The organism is Beijerinckia mobilis (assembly GCF_000745425.1).
Classification (GTDB): domain Bacteria; phylum Pseudomonadota; class Alphaproteobacteria; order Rhizobiales; family Beijerinckiaceae; genus Beijerinckia; species Beijerinckia mobilis.
Window position 1 is genome coordinate 23,260 of record NZ_JQJH01000016.1, and the last position, 16,626, is coordinate 39,885.

Sequence of the window (16,626 nt, forward strand, 5' to 3'; positions counted from 1 at the left end):
CGGATCATTCGAATGGCCCTATTGGCATGATGAAACGCATGTCCGGTGCCGCGATTATTACCGTTCAGAAAATTTTAAATTTAATTTTAATATAGTGACATTGAATGGTGCGCAGATACCGCCCGCCGCGCCGCCCAGGTCGGCGCAATAATGCGGGGGTAATTTATGAAATCGGATAATAAGACATCGCGCCCGTCCGAACGGAGCTCGATCGATAATGAAACCGCTGGCATCGACCGGCCTGGACTTCATCCTGATTCCACCGGCGGACGCGCCCATAACGAAACCTTCCAGACGATCCTGGCGCGCAATCTCGCGCGGCGCTCGTTCCTCGGAGGAATCACGGCCGCTCTTCCGGTCCTGATGACCGGTTCTTCTCTGTTGAGCCCCACCCCGGCCAAGGGATGGCCTTTGAGCGCCGGCGAGACGGAAAGTCTCGGCAATGGTCAGTTAACCTTCAAGGCAATCCAGCCGTCGCAGGAGGATGATGTCATCGTCCCGGAGGATTACGAATATAATGTCGTGCTGCGTTGGGGCGATCCGTTGACGCTCTTCGCACCCGAATTCGATCCCACCGCCCAAGCCTCATCGGCCCAACGCCAGCAATTCGGCTTCAACTGCGATTTTCTTGGCTTTTTCCCGGTCCATGGTGCGCCAAACCGGGCACTTCTCTGCGTCAACCATGAATATACGACTGGCGAGGATATGTTCGCCAGTTATGTGCCAGGCGCAAATAAGGAAGTCGCAGATATCGAAATCGCGGCACATGGGGGCGCCGTCGTCGAAATCGAGCTCAAGACCATCAAGGGCCAATCCGAGTGGAAATATCTGCGCCACTCCCCACTCAATCGACGCATTACCGGCGACACCCAGATGCTCCTTACCGGGCCAGCGGCTGGCCATCCGTTGATGCGCACGAGCGATGATTCTTCGGGCCGCAAGGTGCTCGGCATGCTCAACAATTGCTCAGGGGGCAAAACACCCTGGGGCACGTGGCTTACTTGCGAAGAGAACTTCAACCAATATTTTGCCAATAGGTCACAAATCTCTGATTCACAGATCAAAGCGGCTCATACCCGCTATGGCGTCTCCAGCGGAGCAACGGAGCGCCGCTGGGAAAACTTCTATCCCCGCTTCGATACGGTCAAAGAACCGAACGAACCATTCCGTTTCGGTTGGGTCGTCGAAATCGATCCCTATGACCCGCATTTCGTGCCGCGCAAGCGCACCGCGCTCGGCCGTTTCAAACATGAAAGCGCGACCACCGCGCTCGCCAAAAGCGGACAGGCCGTCGTCTACACCGGAGACGATCAGCAGTTCGATTACGTCTACAAATTTGTGTCGGAGGGGCGTTACAACCCGCGCAACCGATGGGATAATTTCGACTTGCTCGACAAAGGCACGCTTTACGTCGCCAAGTTCCATGACGATGGCACGGGCACCTGGATTCCACTGACGATCGATAATCCCGTATTGCGGGCGCAATTCGCCGACCAGGGTGAAATCCTGATCAAGACGCGGCTTGCCGCCGATGCTGTCGGCGCCACGGCGATGGACCGGCCGGAAGATGTCGAGCCCAATCCGGTCAACGGCAAGATCTATATGGCGATGACCAACAATAATGCGCGGACTTCCGTCGTCGCCGATACCGGAAGCGCCAAGGCCAATCCCCGCGTACCGAACCCCAATGGCCATATTATCGAACTGACCGAAGATCAGGACGATCACGGCGCCACCCATTTCACTTGGAACGTGTTTTTGCTCTGCGGCAATCCGGAACTCAACCTGTTGACGCAGGAAAGCCAGCTCAGTCCCGGCCTTCCATCAAACGCGACCTTTTTCGCGGGTTATGCCGAGGTGGACAAGCTTGGCAAGATCGCTGCGCCGGACAATGTCGCCTTCGACAAGAAGGGCAATCTCTGGATCGCCACCGACGGTCAACCGTCGTCAGCGGATATCGGGCGCCCCAATGATGCGGTCCATGCCGTTGCGACTGAAGGGCCGGAGCGCGGCTATCTGCGGCAGTTCCTCAGCAGCCCTTCCGGTTCTGAAGTATGCGGTCCGGAATTCTCGAACGATGGCAACACCTTCTTCTGCGCGATTCAGCATCCGGGTGAAGGTGGCGGCGTGCCCAATAGCAAAAGCAACTGGCCTGATCGGGCCTCCTATACGCGTCCGAGTGTCGTCGCCGTGCGGCGCAAGGATGGCCGCTCCATCGGCAAGTAAACAAAAATCCCCCGGTTTTGCCGGGGGATCAAGTTTAGGCTCACAATGAAAGGGTTGGCTGAACCCGATGGTTCAGCCAACTTATTTTGTTTCAGTTCTTCGGTTCCTCGCTGATCACCGGCTCGCCGCCTTCGCCGTCAGGAGTATCCGTGCGCTCGAGATCCTCGTCCGGGCTGGTCTCGTCCGACTTGCGGCGGCTTTTAGCACGGCGCACTTCCGGTTCGGGGCGCACCCGCTTCTTGCCGGCTTCGACGATCTCCTTGTCGGGACGCGGCAGGATCGGGCCCTCCGGGTAGACGAAGCCGAGTTTTTTGGCACCCGCCTCGTCTGTCGTGACAACGACCTTGACGGTCCCGCCATTCTTGAGCCTGCCGAAAAGAACCTCATCGGCAAGCGGTGTCTTGATCGTCTGCTGGATGACACGCGCCATGGGCCTTGCACCCATCTGCTGGTCATAGCCGTGCTCGACGAGCCAGTTGCGCGCCTCGTCGGTCAGCTCGATCGTGACGTTACGTTCGGCGAGCTGCGCATCGAGTTGCATGATGAACTTGTCGACCACCTTGACGATCACTTCCGGCGGCAGATGCCCGAAGGTGACGATCGCATCGAGACGGTTGCGGAATTCGGGAGCGAACAACCGGTTGATCGCCTCGATATCCTCGCCTTCGCGCTTGTTGGACGTAAAGCCATAGGCCGCGCGCTGCATATCGGCGGCACCCGCATTGGTCGTCATGATCAGGATGACGTTGCGGAAATCGACCTGCTTGCCGCTATGGTCGGTCAGTTTGCCGTGATCCATGACCTGCAACAGGATGTTGTACAGGTCCGGATGCGCCTTCTCGATTTCGTCGAGCAGCAGCACGCAATGCGGATGCTGGTCGATTGAATCGGTCAGGAGGCCGCCCTGATCGAAGCCGACATAGCCGGGAGGCGCGCCGATGAGGCGGGACACGGTATGCCGCTCCATATATTCCGACATGTCGAAGCGCACGAGTTCGACCCCGAGGCTCGTCGCGAGCTGGCGGGCGACTTCGGTCTTGCCGACGCCCGTCGGTCCCGAGAAGAGATAGGAACCGATCGGCTTTTCGCCGTCACGCAAGCCGGCGCGCGCCAGTTTGATCGCGGCCGTCAGGGCCTCGATCGCGCTGTTCTGACCATAGACGACGCGTTCCAGCGTCTCGGTCAAATGTTCGAGAACCTCGGCATCGTCCTTGGATACGGTTTTCGGAGGGATACGCGCCATCGTCGCGATGGTCGCCTCAATCTCCTTGATGCCGATCGTCTTCTTGCGCTTGCCTTCCGGCAGCAGCATCTGGCTGGCGCCGGTTTCATCGATCACGTCGATCGCTTTATCCGGCAGCTTGCGATCATGGATATAGCGGGCGGAAAGCTCCACCGCCGCTTTGACTGCTTCCGTCGTATAGCGAATCTTGTGGAATTCTTCGAAATAAGGCTTCAGCCCCTTGATGATCTCGATCGCATCCGGGACAGATGGCTCGTTGACGTCGATCTTCTGGAAGCGCCGGACGAGCGCCCGGTCCTTTTCGAAATATTGACGATATTCCTTATAGGTCGTGGAGCCGATGCAACGCAGCGAACCCTGCGCCAGAGCGGGCTTCAGCAGGTTCGACGCATCCATTGCCCCACCCGAGGTGGCGCCGGCGCCAATCACCGTATGAATTTCATCGATGAAGAGAATCGCCTTCTTATGCGTCTCGATTTCCTTCATGACCTGTTTCAGGCGTTCTTCGAAATCGCCACGATAGCGCGTGCCGGCGAGCAACGTGCCCATATCGAGCGCGAAGACCGTCGCCTCGGCAAGAACCTCCGGCACCTCACCCTTGACGATCTTGCGGGCGAGACCTTCGGCAATGGCCGTCTTGCCGACGCCGGGATCACCGACGAGCAGCGGGTTGTTCTTGTGCCGGCGGCAGAGAACCTGAATCGTGCGCTGAACTTCGGCTTCGCGGCCGATCAGAGGATCGATACGGCCATCCTTCGCCTTCTTGTTCAGGTTGATGCAATAAGCATCGAGCGCACCTTCTTTTTTCTTGCCATCGGCGTCCTTGGCATCCTTCCCTTCGCGGCCTTCGGCTTCTTCCTCGGCGCCGCGGGGTGCCTTTGACGGATCGGACATGCCGGGCCGTTTGGCGATACCATGGCTGATGTAATTCACCGCATCATAGCGGGTCATATCCTGTTCTTGCAGGAAATAGGCGGCATGGCTTTCCCGCTCCGCGAAGATCGCCACCAGCACATTCGCGCCAGTGACTTCTTCCCGTCCGGACGATTGGACATGGATGACGGCGCGCTGGATCACCCGCTGGAAGCCAGCGGTAGGCTTGGCATCCTCGCGGCCATCGCTGACCAGATTATCCAGTTCCTGATCAATGTAATCGCGCAGATTTTTCTTCAGAAGGTCGAGGTCGACGGAGCAGGCGCGCAGAACGGCCGCCGCATCGGCATCATCGGTCAGGCTCAAAAGGAGATGTTCAAGCGTCGCATATTCGTGATGACGCTCATTGGCGATTGCGAGAGCCCGATGAAGCGATTGTTCCAGATTGCGGGAGAAGGACGGCATAGGCTCCAACCTCTCATTTCTTTTCCATGATACATTGCAGGGGATGCTGGTGCTTGCGCGCGTAGTCCATCACCTGCGTGACTTTGGTCTCGGCGACTTCATAGGTGAAGATGCCGCATTCCCCGACGCCATGCTGATGCACGTGCAACATGATGCGCGTCGCTTCCTCAGGCCCTTTGTTGAAATATTTCTTCAAAACCGACACGACGAATTCCATGGGCGTGTAATCGTCGTTCAAAAGCAGGACGCGATACATGCTGGGCCGACGCGTCTGCGTTTTCGGGCGGGTGATGACGGCCGTGCCCGACCCGCCGTCTCCGCCTTTCTGGTGATCCTTGCCAGCTCCGCGTATCCGCAGACCGGCGATCACCGCCTGGCGTGTGAACAGGGCCGGGCGACGGACTGCGGACAAGAAACGTCCCTGCACCCGGAAATTCGATCGCCGAAGAAGTCCTGCCGTCACGCCTAAGTCCTCGTCTTCTTCTCATTGTCCCGCTCTGATGGTATGAGCGGGATTTTGCTGCCTAAGGCCAGAGGCCCATACCTACTAGTGAACAACGTCATCGAGTGCAGGGCAAGTTCCAATCCGAGATCCCATCAAAGCATCGGCCGCGCCACTTTCTCTGGTTTCTGATTTTAGTCTGCGGCCCAGAGATCGGCCACACGTGTTTTTGTGCAAAAGCGCCTTGTCGCATTAAATTCATGCCAATGCCCTGCACTAAAGTTCTAAAAAATAGGCAATTTCAGAAAATCCCTCGGCGCCAGAAGCCTTTTAGCCAAAGAAATGGCGGCTCCCCGGTACATGGACAAGGGGAAGATTCGCTTCCGCGCCAAGCTGACGAAAGAGACGATCGCGGCGGGCCTTCACCGCCTCCCGCGAGACCGCGTAGAAGCGCATCTGTCGGGATATCCCTGAATGACTTCGAACAGGGCGGTAGCCGCAATAAGCGACCCACGTTGTTGATCTTGATCAGGGCCATCAAGTTATGAATATAAGTTGATGGAATAATTATTATTTTAAAATATATCGTCTCGGACGATGCCAAAAGTTTTGCCTCTGCACATCCCGCCACCAGCAGAGGAGAGACAAGCTGCCGCATGCATAAGCTTGTCGATTTATCAATATCTTTAGACAATTTATGAAATTATTTTCCTAATAATATCGATCAACTAATTGATTAAAAAACGCAGGGATCTCCCGGCTTGAAACGGCAAGCAAATGGAAGCTTGTCTTTAAACCTTGAGGTCTGCACGAAACGATCAACCTGGCGAATAATAGGCTGCTGGATCGATGGGGCAGGCAAAAGACAACAAAAAACCCGGCATAGCCGGGTTTTTCAGTGCATAGGATTCTGATAGTCGGTCGCTACGATTAAGATAGGCCTTCGCGCCTTAGTGTAATGGTGCGAGCCTGAGACACTTATTCAGCGCGCGACTGCACCTTCGCGATCACCTTTTCCAGCGGCTGGAAAGCCTCCTTGGCGAGGGCGGTGTAAAGCTCACCGAACTTGGTCGCCTGCGCCACAAAGCCGGCATAGGAGGTCTTGGCGAATTCGGATTGAATTTGAATAGCGGTATCGAGGGTCTTCGCGCCAAGCAGCTTCTCGAAGAAGGCCGAGCTGTGATCGATCGAACGCTTGGAATAGTCAGACGCTTCGGTCGCGATCGCCTGAACGTTTTTAGCGAAAGCCGAAGCAGCGGTGTTCACCGCCTCAAAATGCTCTTTACCGAACTTCTGAAAGTCTTCCAACCCAACAGACATTATCAACTCCCCATGCGGAAAAAGCGCCTCCGTAAACTCGATCGGGACTGTCGGACGATTGAGCCGAACAGACGGCATCCGAAAAACTTCGGTCCACCGCGACCCAGTTTCCTCAATATCCCCGGCGCAAGAAAGGTATAGTGCATTGCACAATTAGGAGTCAAGCGCGATATTGCGGTGCAGCAATTCAAAACGATACAATCCGCGCGAATTTCAAAACCACGCTTAACCAAAGCGTAACCGCACACCCCTACCATGCTGTTTCTATATCACCCTCCTCCAACAGCAAATCCGATCAATGGCAGATCGAGGGCACAGGATGACGAAGTTTCCTGCGGCAAAATGTCGCTTTTTTTTCGCAGGCGCACGAGGCGATCTTCCACCGCTTGCCCGCATGAAAGCCTTTGCCGCAAATCAGTCTGTCTTCAAGACGCGGGTCGATTTAAAGGCTTTATGCACAAACCCTTTTTCCGCATTGAGCCTCGCCCTGATCCTCGGAAGCATCGCCGCTGATTCCGGACTGGTTTCGTCCGCCGAGGCACGCCTGCGCCATGCCCATCATTCTCATGCTGCGCTGCACCATCGTTCTACTGCAGCGCACCATCGCCCGCATGCTACGTCATCGGGCGATTCCCTCGGCGTGCCCGCCTCCATCGCGGCGATTGTCGTGGATGCCAATTCCAGCCACACGCTCTATGCGCGAAGCGAGCACGAATTGCGTCACCCGGCCTCGATCACCAAGGTCATGACGCTTTATCTGCTGTTCGAGCAATTGGAGAAGGGCCGTCTGCATCTCGACAGCAGGTTGCCGGTCTCTCGTCACGCGGCTGCCCAGAAACCGACCAAGCTCGGTCTGCATGCCGGGGCGACGATTAGCGTCGACGATGCCATCAAGGCTATCGTTACGCGCTCCGCAAATGATATGGCTGTGGTGATCGCTGAGGCAATCGGCGGAGAGGAAGGGACATTTGCGGATTTGATGACCCGCAAGGCCCATCAATTGGGCATGAGCCGGACGCATTTCGAAAATGCTTCCGGTCTCCCAAACGATGCCCAGGTGACGACCGCACATGATCTCGCCATTCTGGGACGTGCCATTCAGGATCGCTTTCCGCAATATTTCCCTTATTTCTCCACTCACGTCTTCAATTATGCGGGCCAGTCAATCCGCAACCACAACCATTTGCTCGAGCAGGTTTCCGGCGTCGATGGAATCAAGACCGGCTATACCCAGGCGTCGGGCTTTAATCTCCTGACCTCCGTCAAACGTGGAGGCCGTTCCCTCGTCGCCGTCGTCCTGGGTGGCGCGAGCGCTGCCGGCCGCGACCGCATCATGGCCCGGCTGATCGAAAACCAGATCAGCAATGGTACGACCTTCCGTACCGCCGGTCTGTTGACGGAGAACACCGCGCATGACCGGCTGGTGAATTCCGGAGAGGAATTGCCGCCTGAATTGCGGCGCATCAATATACCCATGCCCCCACGCGCCAGCTTGCTGGGAGACGACAGAACGGCGAACAGCAAGACTGACCCGTCACCAGAGCCCATCCGTGTCGCATCGGCGAGCAACGAGGTCCCAATTGTAAAGCCGCGTCCAGCTTATGTCGCCGGGACCCCTTCCCTTCCCGACCGCTCTGCCGGTGAACAGATCGCATCGAAATCCACCGATGGCTCGACCGCACATGCAGCCGCATCCACCGGCACGACGAAAGCGGCGGTCACGCCGGCGTCTGGCCGGTATGCCCGTGCTGAATTGACGCAAATTCTGAAGGCCGAAATGACCAAAGCGGCCCGCAGCGAATCCAGCGAGAGTGCGGCCGACAAAGCGGAGGAGGCACAAAGTCTCGCGAATTCGGCAGTCGCGCCTCGCGGCTGGGTGATCCAGATCGGCGCCACAAGCGATTTGGATCAGGCGACGGCTCTCTTGTCCCGCGCCAAGACGAAAGGCTCCAAGGCTCTGGCCAAGGCGCAGCCCTATACCGAAAAGATTCACAAAGGGTCCGAGACGCTCTATCGCGCGCGTTTTGTCGGACTGGGTGCCGAAAGCGCGGAAGAGGCCTGCAAGACCCTGAAACGCTCAGGCTTTTCTTGCTTCGCAACAAAAAATTAAAACCGGCTTGGATCATCCCCATTCGGATCATCCACAGAGAACCACTCAATTTCCGGGCGCGTCGCGGCTAGCAGCACGTCCGGAAAATGCATGCACTCAACCAGCAGAGCAAAGCGCTTCAATGTCGAACTCAACGTCAGGACCCGTTGCGACAGGGTCCGTTGAGGGGGGCTCACCCTGAATTTCCGGTGGGCATTAACATAAAATTCTCAGTAGAAAGAAAATATAAATCCTTTCTCGTCATAATGGCTTCGATCGCAATGGATCGATAAATAGCATCGATCGAAGGTATAGATGCTTTTATTACCTGCTCTCGATCGAGCATGACTTGTTGCGCGTGGTCCGCTCATAGATTTGGCTTCTTCTCGCGGCCATTCTCAAGACGGGCAGCGGCTCTCAAACCCCTATGTTTGATCGCATCAGGTCGCGAGCAAAGAGACTGGTATCGATCGTTTCGCGATGGTTTTTTCCGATCCTGTACCGCACCTGCAATGGACTAAGCCTGATGACGCCGCATCAGAATATCTCTGGCCTCATTGACCCTCGCCGCCAGATCAGTCGTCCCTCCAAGATCCGGATGCAGTTTTTTCATAAGCATGCGGTGCGCACGAACCAGGTCCTCACGCGTGGCACCCTTCTTAAGCCCCAGAATCTCATAAGCTTCATCTTCGGACATCGCGCCATCGCTCGCCGCCGCATGCCGCGTGTTTCGTTCACCCTCACCTGCTGCACGCCATCGGGAAAATCGGCTGTCGAAATAAGCTTCCAGTAAACGGGCACCGGCAGGATCATTGGCGAGGCAGAAATGATATAAAGCCTCGCAAGTCGGCCAGCTTTGCCGGTCGAGCCATTGCCCTTCATTCGGTCCGGCGAGGATCAAGCCGCGAATAGTGCCGGTCGTATGGTCGATTTCCATTTCGATCATCGCCGAACGCAGCCTCGAGATTCTTCCGGTCTTTCTCGAGCGGGAAGAATGGCCCTCAATCTTCTTTTCTTTATAGAGAGAAGCATAAAGACCGAAACCCAAAGCCGCGACAACCAGCGCGAAATCGAACCTTCCGCGAAGCATCAGGAGCAGCGCCAGGGCAAAGAAAAGCGTCGCTACGATTTGTTTCATCAAGCGTATACGAGCAGCAGGTTCAGCACGCACAAATTTCTGACGGAGGACCAAGCCCGTCAAAATAATAAGAAGCCCCGCTAAAACAAAAAGCATGGCCTGCCCCACGGCATATGAAAACCATTCGCATCACACCATAAATGACCGGCCATGAGCCAATTCCACCGGAAAAACAAGCGGGCGGAAAATATATCATACTCACGAAACTGGTCGGCGCGGCAGAATAGAATATCCTCGATCAAATAGGCAGAATTTTTGAAATGCCCTCCGGCTTTATCGAAAAGACCGGCAGCCGGCAGCGCATCGATAGCGGCAACGCTGGCGCTCCTCGCCTTTCCCAGAGCACCAGGAAAGACGACCTTCGCGACAAACAATGCAGTGCGCGGCGATAAGAAGCACATCGTTCACGCCGCGAGAGGTTCGGGCAAGGCTCTAAACGGCCTCATATTTTTCTATAAACCAGCTTTCCTGCGCCGCGCCCTGCTCCCAATCGCGCCACGCAGGAAGGGCCATCATCGCTTCCATGTAGTCTCGGGTCGGAGCGGAGACCGGGACCTCATAGATGTGGAAGCGATTGACGATCGGAGCGAACATAGCGTCAACTGCACTGAAGGCGCCCGCCAAAAATGGCCCATCCTGCCCAAAGCGCCCACGCATCCTCGCAAAAGCCTCTTCCAATCGCGCAACTTCCGCAACGACTTCCGGAGTCAATTCCTTTGCCGCAGGTTTACGCCGCATGTTCATCGGCAGCTGGCCACGCGTGCGAAGAAATCCCGAATGCATTTCAGCAGCAAAAGAGCGGGCTTCGGCGCGCGCCTTTTCATCACGCGGCCAGACGGCCAAGTCAGGAAACTTTTCTGCTATATATTCGATGATCGCGAGAGAATCCCAGATGACGAGATCATCAGCATGCAGGACAGGGCATTTGCCGGTTGGTGAGTAGCGCAGAAAAATCTCTGTCGTATCAGCCTGACCAAGCGGAAGCGTAATGTCCTCGAAGGCGATGCCAAAGTGCCGCATTAAAATCCAGGGCCTGAACGACCAGGAGGAATAGGCCTTATTGGCGATGATCAATGTTAAGGGCACGGAAGTCTCCAGCTGACATCTCGGCACGCCGGCCCGAGCAAATCTGAAAATAGCCTCGTGGAATCGGCTCCGCGATCAGAAACGACCACCGTCACTATCCAATACGCTATGGCGCGGGAAACAAAGCAGTGGTCTTGCCGGTCAGATAATAGACGACGAGCCCGATCCATTCCCGGATACTTGAATCGAGCGTCTGCATCCGCTCCTGCACCGTCGCATAAGTCGTCCAATCGAGATCATTGCCGAAGGTCCGATAATCGGCGTTGTAAGGAATGACGTCGAATCCGACTTTGCGAAAAATACCGACAGATCGCGGCATATGGACTGCTGACGTCACCAGAAGATAAACCTCTCCCGGCTTAGGCTTCACCAGATCACGGGTGAAGACGGCATTCTCCCACGTATTGCGGGACTCTTCCTCGAATTCCATCCTCTCCGGAGGAACGCCAAGGTCGAGCCATAATTGACGCACGGTGGTCGATTCGACCGGCACATTTCGGTTCAGCGTTCCATTGCCGCCCGTAAAGATCAGTTTCGCTTCCGGAAACATCCTCGACAAAGTGACCCCACTGGTCAGACGCGATCCGGAAGCCGCCAGCACCGGCACGCCGCGAGTCTGCGCACGCCAGGGATCGAGCGCACCGCCAAGCACGATAATGCCGGTGGGATGAATTTCGTGAAGATTGGGATTAGGAAACCGGTCTTCGAGCGGCCTCATCACCAGCGTCGGCAGGGGAGTCAGAAAGGCTATCGCCATCAGGAGAATCGCCGCCGCGACCAGCCGGCGGCCGGTGTCCTTCCACCAGGTACAGGTCAGTATAAGACCGACAAGAGCAAGCAGAAGCAGGAAATTGCCGGGCTCCGCGAGAGTCCAGAAAATCTTCGACAGAACGAAGAACATCGTAAATCCTGATGTTCGAGCGGAACCGGTTTCCCGCTTCGCTCAAGCAAACGATGGGTGGCTTCAAAACGGAGGCGGGATCCGACCGAGCGAATCCGGCCGTTCTGCTATGGGCCAGACCTTGACTGTTTGCAAGCCTGGCACGGCCATCGTTTACACTTCAACCCGAACGAGACCATTCTCTCGGAGGATCACGGCTGACGGGGATTCATTCATCAGCACTTTCTTCCCCTTCCGGCGATGGCACCGAAGACGAATCACCGGCCACGACATAGCTGCCACTCAGCCAGCGGTGCAGATCAATATCGGCGCACCGTTTGGAACAGAACGGACGATAGGACACCATCTGCGGTTTCCCGCAGATCGGGCATGGCCGGGAAGACGCTGCTTCCTGTCCTTTATTGGTCTCGTCTTTCGCCTTCATGGATCGCTCGACTGCATAGGCCAAAGAGACGTGGCGGCGAATATAGAATTAAGCAAGCCCCGTCTTCCATCCCGCATGAACAGGAAAGCCCTCACCCGCCAGCAAGGCCATAGTCTCGTATAAAGGCAGTCCGACAACGCTGGGATAGGAACCGGACAGTTTGAGAACGAAGGCACCGGCCAGACCCTGAATCGCATAACCGCCAGCCTTGCCGCGCCATTCTCCGGATTCAAGATAAGCCTCGATCTCGCGGCGCGACAGGCGTTTGAAACGGACACGCGTCTCCACGAGCCTATGCCGCGCGCCGCCATGCGGCGTGATCAGGGTGACGCCTGTATGCACCCGGTGGGCGCGTCCGGATAAAAGTTCAAGGCAGGTCTCCGCCTCTTCCACCAGTTCGCATTTCGGCAGAATGCGGCGGCCAACGCTTACGACCGTATCCGCTGCGAGCAGATAGGCCCCGACACCGTCCGCTCTTGTCTTGGCGATTGCGGCAGCCGCGACAGCTTTTTCCTCGGCGAGACGGCTCGCGAGCTTGCGCGGCAATTCCCCCTTTTCCGGCGTCTCGTCGAGATCGGCGGGAAGCAAAGCATCTGGCTCAAGACCGATTTGCTGCAGCAAGGCTACGCGGCGAGGCGAGGCGGAGGCCAATATGAGTTTCGGCCGCGCGTGCTGCCCTGCCTTGCTTTCATTTTCAGAGGCCAATTCGGAGACCAAGCAGACGCTCTCATTTTTGTCGCTCATCACGGCGCGGCGCCCACAAGCGGAGATCGAATCATTTGAAGCGATAGGTGATGCGACCCTTGGTCAGGTCATAAGGCGTCATCTCGACAAGAACCTTGTCGCCGGTCAACACGCGGATGCGGTTCTTGCGCATCTTTCCAGCGGTATGAGCGATAATCTCATGTTCGTTTTCGAGCTTGACACGAAACGTGGCGTTGGGGAGCAATTCGACGACGACACCGGGAAATTCGAGTAATTCTTCTTTCGACATTTGTTTCCTTGTTGCAGGCCGCCAATTGCTCAATGCTTTTCGCAATTGTGATAAGCGGCAAGATTTGTTTCAGACACCCAATGTTCAATACTGCGGAGGCGAACAATCGCATCCACAGCGTTCAGAACGATCAAAAGCCGGATCACCCACACCACCGCGGTCAAGAAACGGCTCGTGAAAGGCGCCGGCAAATCGGTCGAAGGCGCTCGACAGCGTCGATCGGCCCGTTTTGAATTCGGGGACCCTAATCGAGAATGGGGGATTTGTGAACAAGCGAAGGCCGCTGGTCGATAAGTTCGTACCTTTTCTTTATGGAGACGGTGACCGCCCGCTGTCCGAGCGTGCGTTCCGGAAACGCCGAGAGGGAATCCTATGCCGCAGGAGCTATGGATCGAAGTCGATCATTATATCAATGATCTCTTTATAAAGCCGGACAAGGAATTCGATACAACGCTCGAAAAAGTGCTGGCACGCAGCACAGCCGCAGGTCTGCCAGCCATCAATGTCGCGCCGAACCAGGGCAAGCTCCTCTCCCTTCTGGCACAGATGATCGGAGCACGCGCCATTCTCGAAATAGGAACCCTCGGCGCCTACAGTACCATCTGGCTGGCACGCGCCCTCCCGGCTGGCGGCTTTCTCATCAGTCTCGAAGCCAATGCGGATCATGCCGCGGTTGCGCGCGCCAATATCGAAGATGCCGGATTTCAGGACAAAGTCGAAGTGCAGCTCGGCCCGGCACTTGAAACTCTTCCGCGGATCAAAGCTGAAGGGAAAGGCCCCTTCGACCTCGTTTTCATCGACGCCGACAAGCCCAGCACACCGGATTATTTCCTGCAGGCGCTTCAGCTTTGCCGCAAGGGCGGGATCATCATCGTCGATAATGTCATCCGTGACGGAAAGGTGATCGATAAAACGAGTACAGACCCCAATGTCCGGGGAATCAGGAAATTCAATCAGCTGGTTGCCGCCGAACCACGGGTTACAGCCACGGCTCTGCAAACCGTAGGATCGAAAGGCTATGACGGACTTGCTCTTATTCAGGTGATCGGCTGAACTGACTGTGCGGGAATAAGCATTGGACAATCAAGCGATTGGAATGAAACAGCCATGGTTTGGAACCATCTCATTTCGCAGCGGAATTGGATATTCTAATTGAGCCATGCAGGCCGCACGCCCTTTGGTTTTTCCAACACTTTGATTGTCAGAGGATATTTACCTGTCACTTTCAGGATACCTCCGCTGAGGGAAAGAAACGGGCTCTCAATGACAGGCCGCTCGGCATAAGGCATGATCTGTCCGTCACGAAGGATTTCGGGAAGGGCTTTCCAATAGCCCGGATGTTCGACATCCGGATTAGGAATTATGAATCGAACTTCCGTATTCCCATAGCGAATGCTGGGATGTTCACGATCATACGTCGGAAGATCTGCCGTGACCCTCTCCTGAAACTCTTCAAATGAGTCCTTTTGACTCTCGACTGCAATAAAAATTGCGGTCTTCGGCTCGCGTATCTTCAGCACGATGAATTCATCATCGAGAGTTTTGGGTAGATCAATGGCCTGTTCGAACAGGCCATTGAGACTGACGAGCGCCATAAAAACTTTGTCCTTACGGATAAAAGCCAAATTATCCTTCACGAGTAGTTGATCGACGGTTTTTGGAATCCGGCACTGTACCAGTCGAAGCAGATGATCCTGATGCTGGTCACGCTCGTTCGGATAATGATCACGGCTAGTAAAAGCCTGTGTGTTCGGCCAAGGATCCTGCATCGGAATCGAGGTAAGCAACACGGCATGGTGCTCATCGAATCGCGCAGTTTGCAGAAACGGCGACCAGAAATCCGTCGTCCAGGCATTCTCCCCGGAATTGCTGCGCCAATAAGGGTGCTGGCATTCAATCATATTGCGGGCAGCATCGGACTTGAAGGCAAGTGCGAAGCTTTGATTATGGTCGCTATAACCGAAGGGATTGAAAACGAAATTTCCCGTTGCCAGAGCGTAGTCGTGGTCGAACCATGCGTCTCCATAGGCAATCGGGAACGTCGGATCATCCCATTTTGTGAAGGCCGGAGTCCTTACCCGCAGCGCATATCCCGTGTTGGGCAACGACCACGCCGTTTGCGGCGGGCGCCAGCCTGAAAGCGCAAGCATCAGAACAAAGTCATCACCGTGATGGTCGGCACCGGAGGGACCTCTCAGACTGAGCTTGGGTTCTCCAAAATAATACCATAGTATTTGTTGTGTTATTGCTTGGAAACTCGGCCAACTTTTATATTTTGATACGTTTAGCTCGTCAGTATTCCTTCGGGTCAGTGGAGGCAGGACAAGGCCATCAAAGGAATCCACTTTGAGCGTCAAGACCTCAAGTGCCGCCTGTTCTTTTGCCATCTGGACAACTTCTTTATCCGCCGCAAAATCAATCAAATTCAGCAATGGGACAAGATTGACGGCGGCGTAAGTCGTCGAAAGCATTTCGTCCATACCGGATTGAAACAATCGCCAATGGCGTCTTTGCAAAAGATCTTTCAACTTTGTCATCACCTCCTGAGAAGTGAATTTATGGCCCTTACTGTCAGTCCAGGTCCTTTCCGGAAATAATTGTGCAAGCAAATACCATGAGGATTCTTGTGTTATCATCATATTTGAGGTTCCATGCCCGAACAATGGTCTGTGTCTCGAGACCAGATCTGAAGAAACCTCCTCCAATTGTACGTCACTGAGGCAATTTTTATATGTAAATAAATATCTAACTAATGGTGGCAGAACGAATAGCTCATCCTTATACTGACCAAGCTGTAACTTTCCAAGATCGGTCATGTATTTTGTATGATCGCTATTTTCACAGCCGAGCTTCGATATAGCACCCAAGATATTATAAGCCTTGAATTTATCGGCATCAATTGGGGCTGCCGATGGATACATATTTATAACATTTACATGTCGATGTGCGATGCCAAGCTTAGTATCATTTACAGAGTTGACTGATATGTTCATTCCTACAGCGTCAGGATTCTTTGGATCAGCGATTACAATATCTGATGAAAACAAGATAGCTAATTGAAAATATATAACGGCAGCAGAAGAGCGGAATGTCATCATGGCCGGGTCTCTGAGATTGCATCGAAGGTCGAGTACCGAATTTGCGTGCTTGCCTCACCAATTTACTGCGACACAACCCCTGCTCGACAAAAAAATGTGATACTCGTTTTTTCGCTAAAGCAATATTGTGCTTTCGCATATGACACTTTATAAACGATCAAAAGCACTGGCTTGTATGACAATAGAGTTGTCAATTGCTTGATAATTTCATCAGGTAAAGAATCAACTCATATATCACTTATGTCATCTCAAAGAAGATATTTTCCTAACTAAACATAATGTTATTTGCGCAATTAAAATAACTTAGCAGCATGTATATGTATATGT

General features: G+C 54.8%; 14 protein-coding genes. 3 read left to right on the top strand and 11 right to left on the bottom strand.

Translation table 11 applies throughout. The annotated features are described in order from the left end of the window. The first annotated feature begins 165 nt into the window (after window positions 1-165). Window positions 166-2,226, top strand: a complete 2,061-nt coding sequence (locus DL88_RS12765; protein ID WP_084705169.1) for a PhoX family protein — start codon at window positions 166-168, stop codon at window positions 2,224-2,226. A 91-nt stretch (window positions 2,227-2,317) separates the two neighbouring features. On the opposite strand, the gene clpA is transcribed toward DL88_RS12765, so the two are convergent. From clpA to DL88_RS12780, 4 genes are all read right to left on the bottom strand, one after another. Beyond that, window positions 2,318-4,807 carry an ATP-dependent Clp protease ATP-binding subunit ClpA gene (clpA, locus tag DL88_RS12770; RefSeq protein ID WP_034996635.1) on the bottom strand — a complete coding sequence of 830 codons (2,490 nt, stop codon included), beginning with the start codon at window positions 4,805-4,807 and terminating at the stop codon, window positions 2,318-2,320. 13 nt (window positions 4,808-4,820) lie between these two features. Then, window positions 4,821-5,174 (bottom strand): ATP-dependent Clp protease adapter ClpS, encoded by a 354-nt coding sequence (gene clpS, locus DL88_RS12775; protein WP_034996779.1) that lies wholly within the window; start codon window positions 5,172-5,174, stop codon window positions 4,821-4,823. Between the two features lie 405 nt (window positions 5,175-5,579). Then, on the bottom strand, window positions 5,580-5,705 hold the full coding sequence (locus tag DL88_RS20965) for a hypothetical protein (RefSeq protein WP_280949206.1): 126 nt from the start codon (window positions 5,703-5,705) through the stop codon (window positions 5,580-5,582). Window positions 5,706-6,227: 522 nt separating this feature from the next. Further along, entirely contained in the window at window positions 6,228-6,569 is a 342-nt protein-coding gene (locus DL88_RS12780) for a phasin family protein (protein ID WP_034996783.1), read from the bottom strand. 319 nt (window positions 6,570-6,888) lie between these two features. Between DL88_RS12780 and DL88_RS12785 the strand changes: the two genes are divergently transcribed. Then, window positions 6,889-8,679 (top strand): D-alanyl-D-alanine carboxypeptidase, encoded by a 1,791-nt coding sequence (locus DL88_RS12785; protein ID WP_245270830.1) that lies wholly within the window; start codon window positions 6,889-6,891, stop codon window positions 8,677-8,679. 496 nt (window positions 8,680-9,175) lie between these two features. On the opposite strand, the gene DL88_RS12790 is transcribed toward DL88_RS12785, so the two are convergent. From DL88_RS12790 to infA, 6 genes are all read right to left on the bottom strand, one after another. After that, window positions 9,176-9,796, bottom strand: coding sequence for a DnaJ domain-containing protein (locus DL88_RS12790; protein WP_245270832.1), 621 nt, complete (start codon window positions 9,794-9,796; stop codon window positions 9,176-9,178). A 432-nt stretch (window positions 9,797-10,228) separates the two neighbouring features. Continuing rightward, window positions 10,229-10,882, bottom strand: a complete 654-nt coding sequence (locus DL88_RS12800) for a glutathione S-transferase family protein (protein WP_034996644.1) — start codon at window positions 10,880-10,882, stop codon at window positions 10,229-10,231. Between the two features lie 106 nt (window positions 10,883-10,988). Beyond that, entirely contained in the window at window positions 10,989-11,783 is a 795-nt protein-coding gene (locus DL88_RS12805) for a YdcF family protein (RefSeq protein ID WP_034996646.1), read from the bottom strand. Window positions 11,784-11,991: 208 nt separating this feature from the next. Beyond that, window positions 11,992-12,207 (bottom strand): DNA gyrase inhibitor YacG, encoded by a 216-nt coding sequence (gene yacG / locus DL88_RS12810; protein ID WP_034996648.1) that lies wholly within the window; start codon window positions 12,205-12,207, stop codon window positions 11,992-11,994. 48 nt (window positions 12,208-12,255) lie between these two features. Further along, window positions 12,256-12,951, bottom strand: coding sequence for a Maf-like protein (locus DL88_RS12815; protein WP_034996650.1), 696 nt, complete (start codon window positions 12,949-12,951; stop codon window positions 12,256-12,258). Between the two features lie 31 nt (window positions 12,952-12,982). After that, window positions 12,983-13,201, bottom strand: coding sequence for a translation initiation factor IF-1 (gene infA, locus DL88_RS12820; protein WP_012384664.1), 219 nt, complete (start codon window positions 13,199-13,201; stop codon window positions 12,983-12,985). A 372-nt stretch (window positions 13,202-13,573) separates the two neighbouring features. Here infA and DL88_RS12825 point away from each other — a divergent pair, with 372 nt between their 5' ends. Further along, complete coding sequence (locus DL88_RS12825; RefSeq protein WP_034996653.1) at window positions 13,574-14,254, top strand: O-methyltransferase; 681 nt, start codon at window positions 13,574-13,576, stop codon at window positions 14,252-14,254. 95 nt (window positions 14,255-14,349) lie between these two features. On the opposite strand, the gene DL88_RS12830 is transcribed toward DL88_RS12825, so the two are convergent. Beyond that, entirely contained in the window at window positions 14,350-16,299 is a 1,950-nt protein-coding gene (locus DL88_RS12830; RefSeq protein ID WP_156971088.1) for a hypothetical protein, read from the bottom strand. Window positions 16,300-16,626 lie beyond the last annotated feature (327 nt).

Excerpts from the sequence above, each read along its gene's own strand:
- DL88_RS12765 (WP_084705169.1), top strand. The coding sequence starts at position 166 with ATGAAATCGGATAATAAGACATCGCGCCCGTCCGAACGGAGCTCGATC.
- clpA (WP_034996635.1), bottom strand. The coding sequence starts at position 4,807 with ATGCCGTCCTTCTCCCGCAATCTGGAACAATCGCTTCATCGGGCTCTC.
- DL88_RS20965 (WP_280949206.1), bottom strand. The coding sequence starts at position 5,705 with ATGCGCTTCTACGCGGTCTCGCGGGAGGCGGTGAAGGCCCGCCGCGAT.
- DL88_RS12780 (WP_034996783.1), bottom strand. The coding sequence starts at position 6,569 with ATGTCTGTTGGGTTGGAAGACTTTCAGAAGTTCGGTAAAGAGCATTTT.
- DL88_RS12785 (WP_245270830.1), top strand. The coding sequence starts at position 6,889 with ATGACGAAGTTTCCTGCGGCAAAATGTCGCTTTTTTTTCGCAGGCGCA.
- DL88_RS12790 (WP_245270832.1), bottom strand. The coding sequence starts at position 9,796 with ATGAAACAAATCGTAGCGACGCTTTTCTTTGCCCTGGCGCTGCTCCTG.
- DL88_RS12805 (WP_034996646.1), bottom strand. The coding sequence starts at position 11,783 with ATGTTCTTCGTTCTGTCGAAGATTTTCTGGACTCTCGCGGAGCCCGGC.
- yacG (WP_034996648.1), bottom strand. The coding sequence starts at position 12,207 with ATGAAGGCGAAAGACGAGACCAATAAAGGACAGGAAGCAGCGTCTTCC.
- DL88_RS12815 (WP_034996650.1), bottom strand. The coding sequence starts at position 12,951 with ATGAGCGACAAAAATGAGAGCGTCTGCTTGGTCTCCGAATTGGCCTCT.
- infA (WP_012384664.1), bottom strand. The coding sequence starts at position 13,201 with ATGTCGAAAGAAGAATTACTCGAATTTCCCGGTGTCGTCGTCGAATTG.
- DL88_RS12825 (WP_034996653.1), top strand. The coding sequence starts at position 13,574 with ATGCCGCAGGAGCTATGGATCGAAGTCGATCATTATATCAATGATCTC.
- DL88_RS12830 (WP_156971088.1), bottom strand. The coding sequence starts at position 16,299 with ATGATGACATTCCGCTCTTCTGCTGCCGTTATATATTTTCAATTAGCT.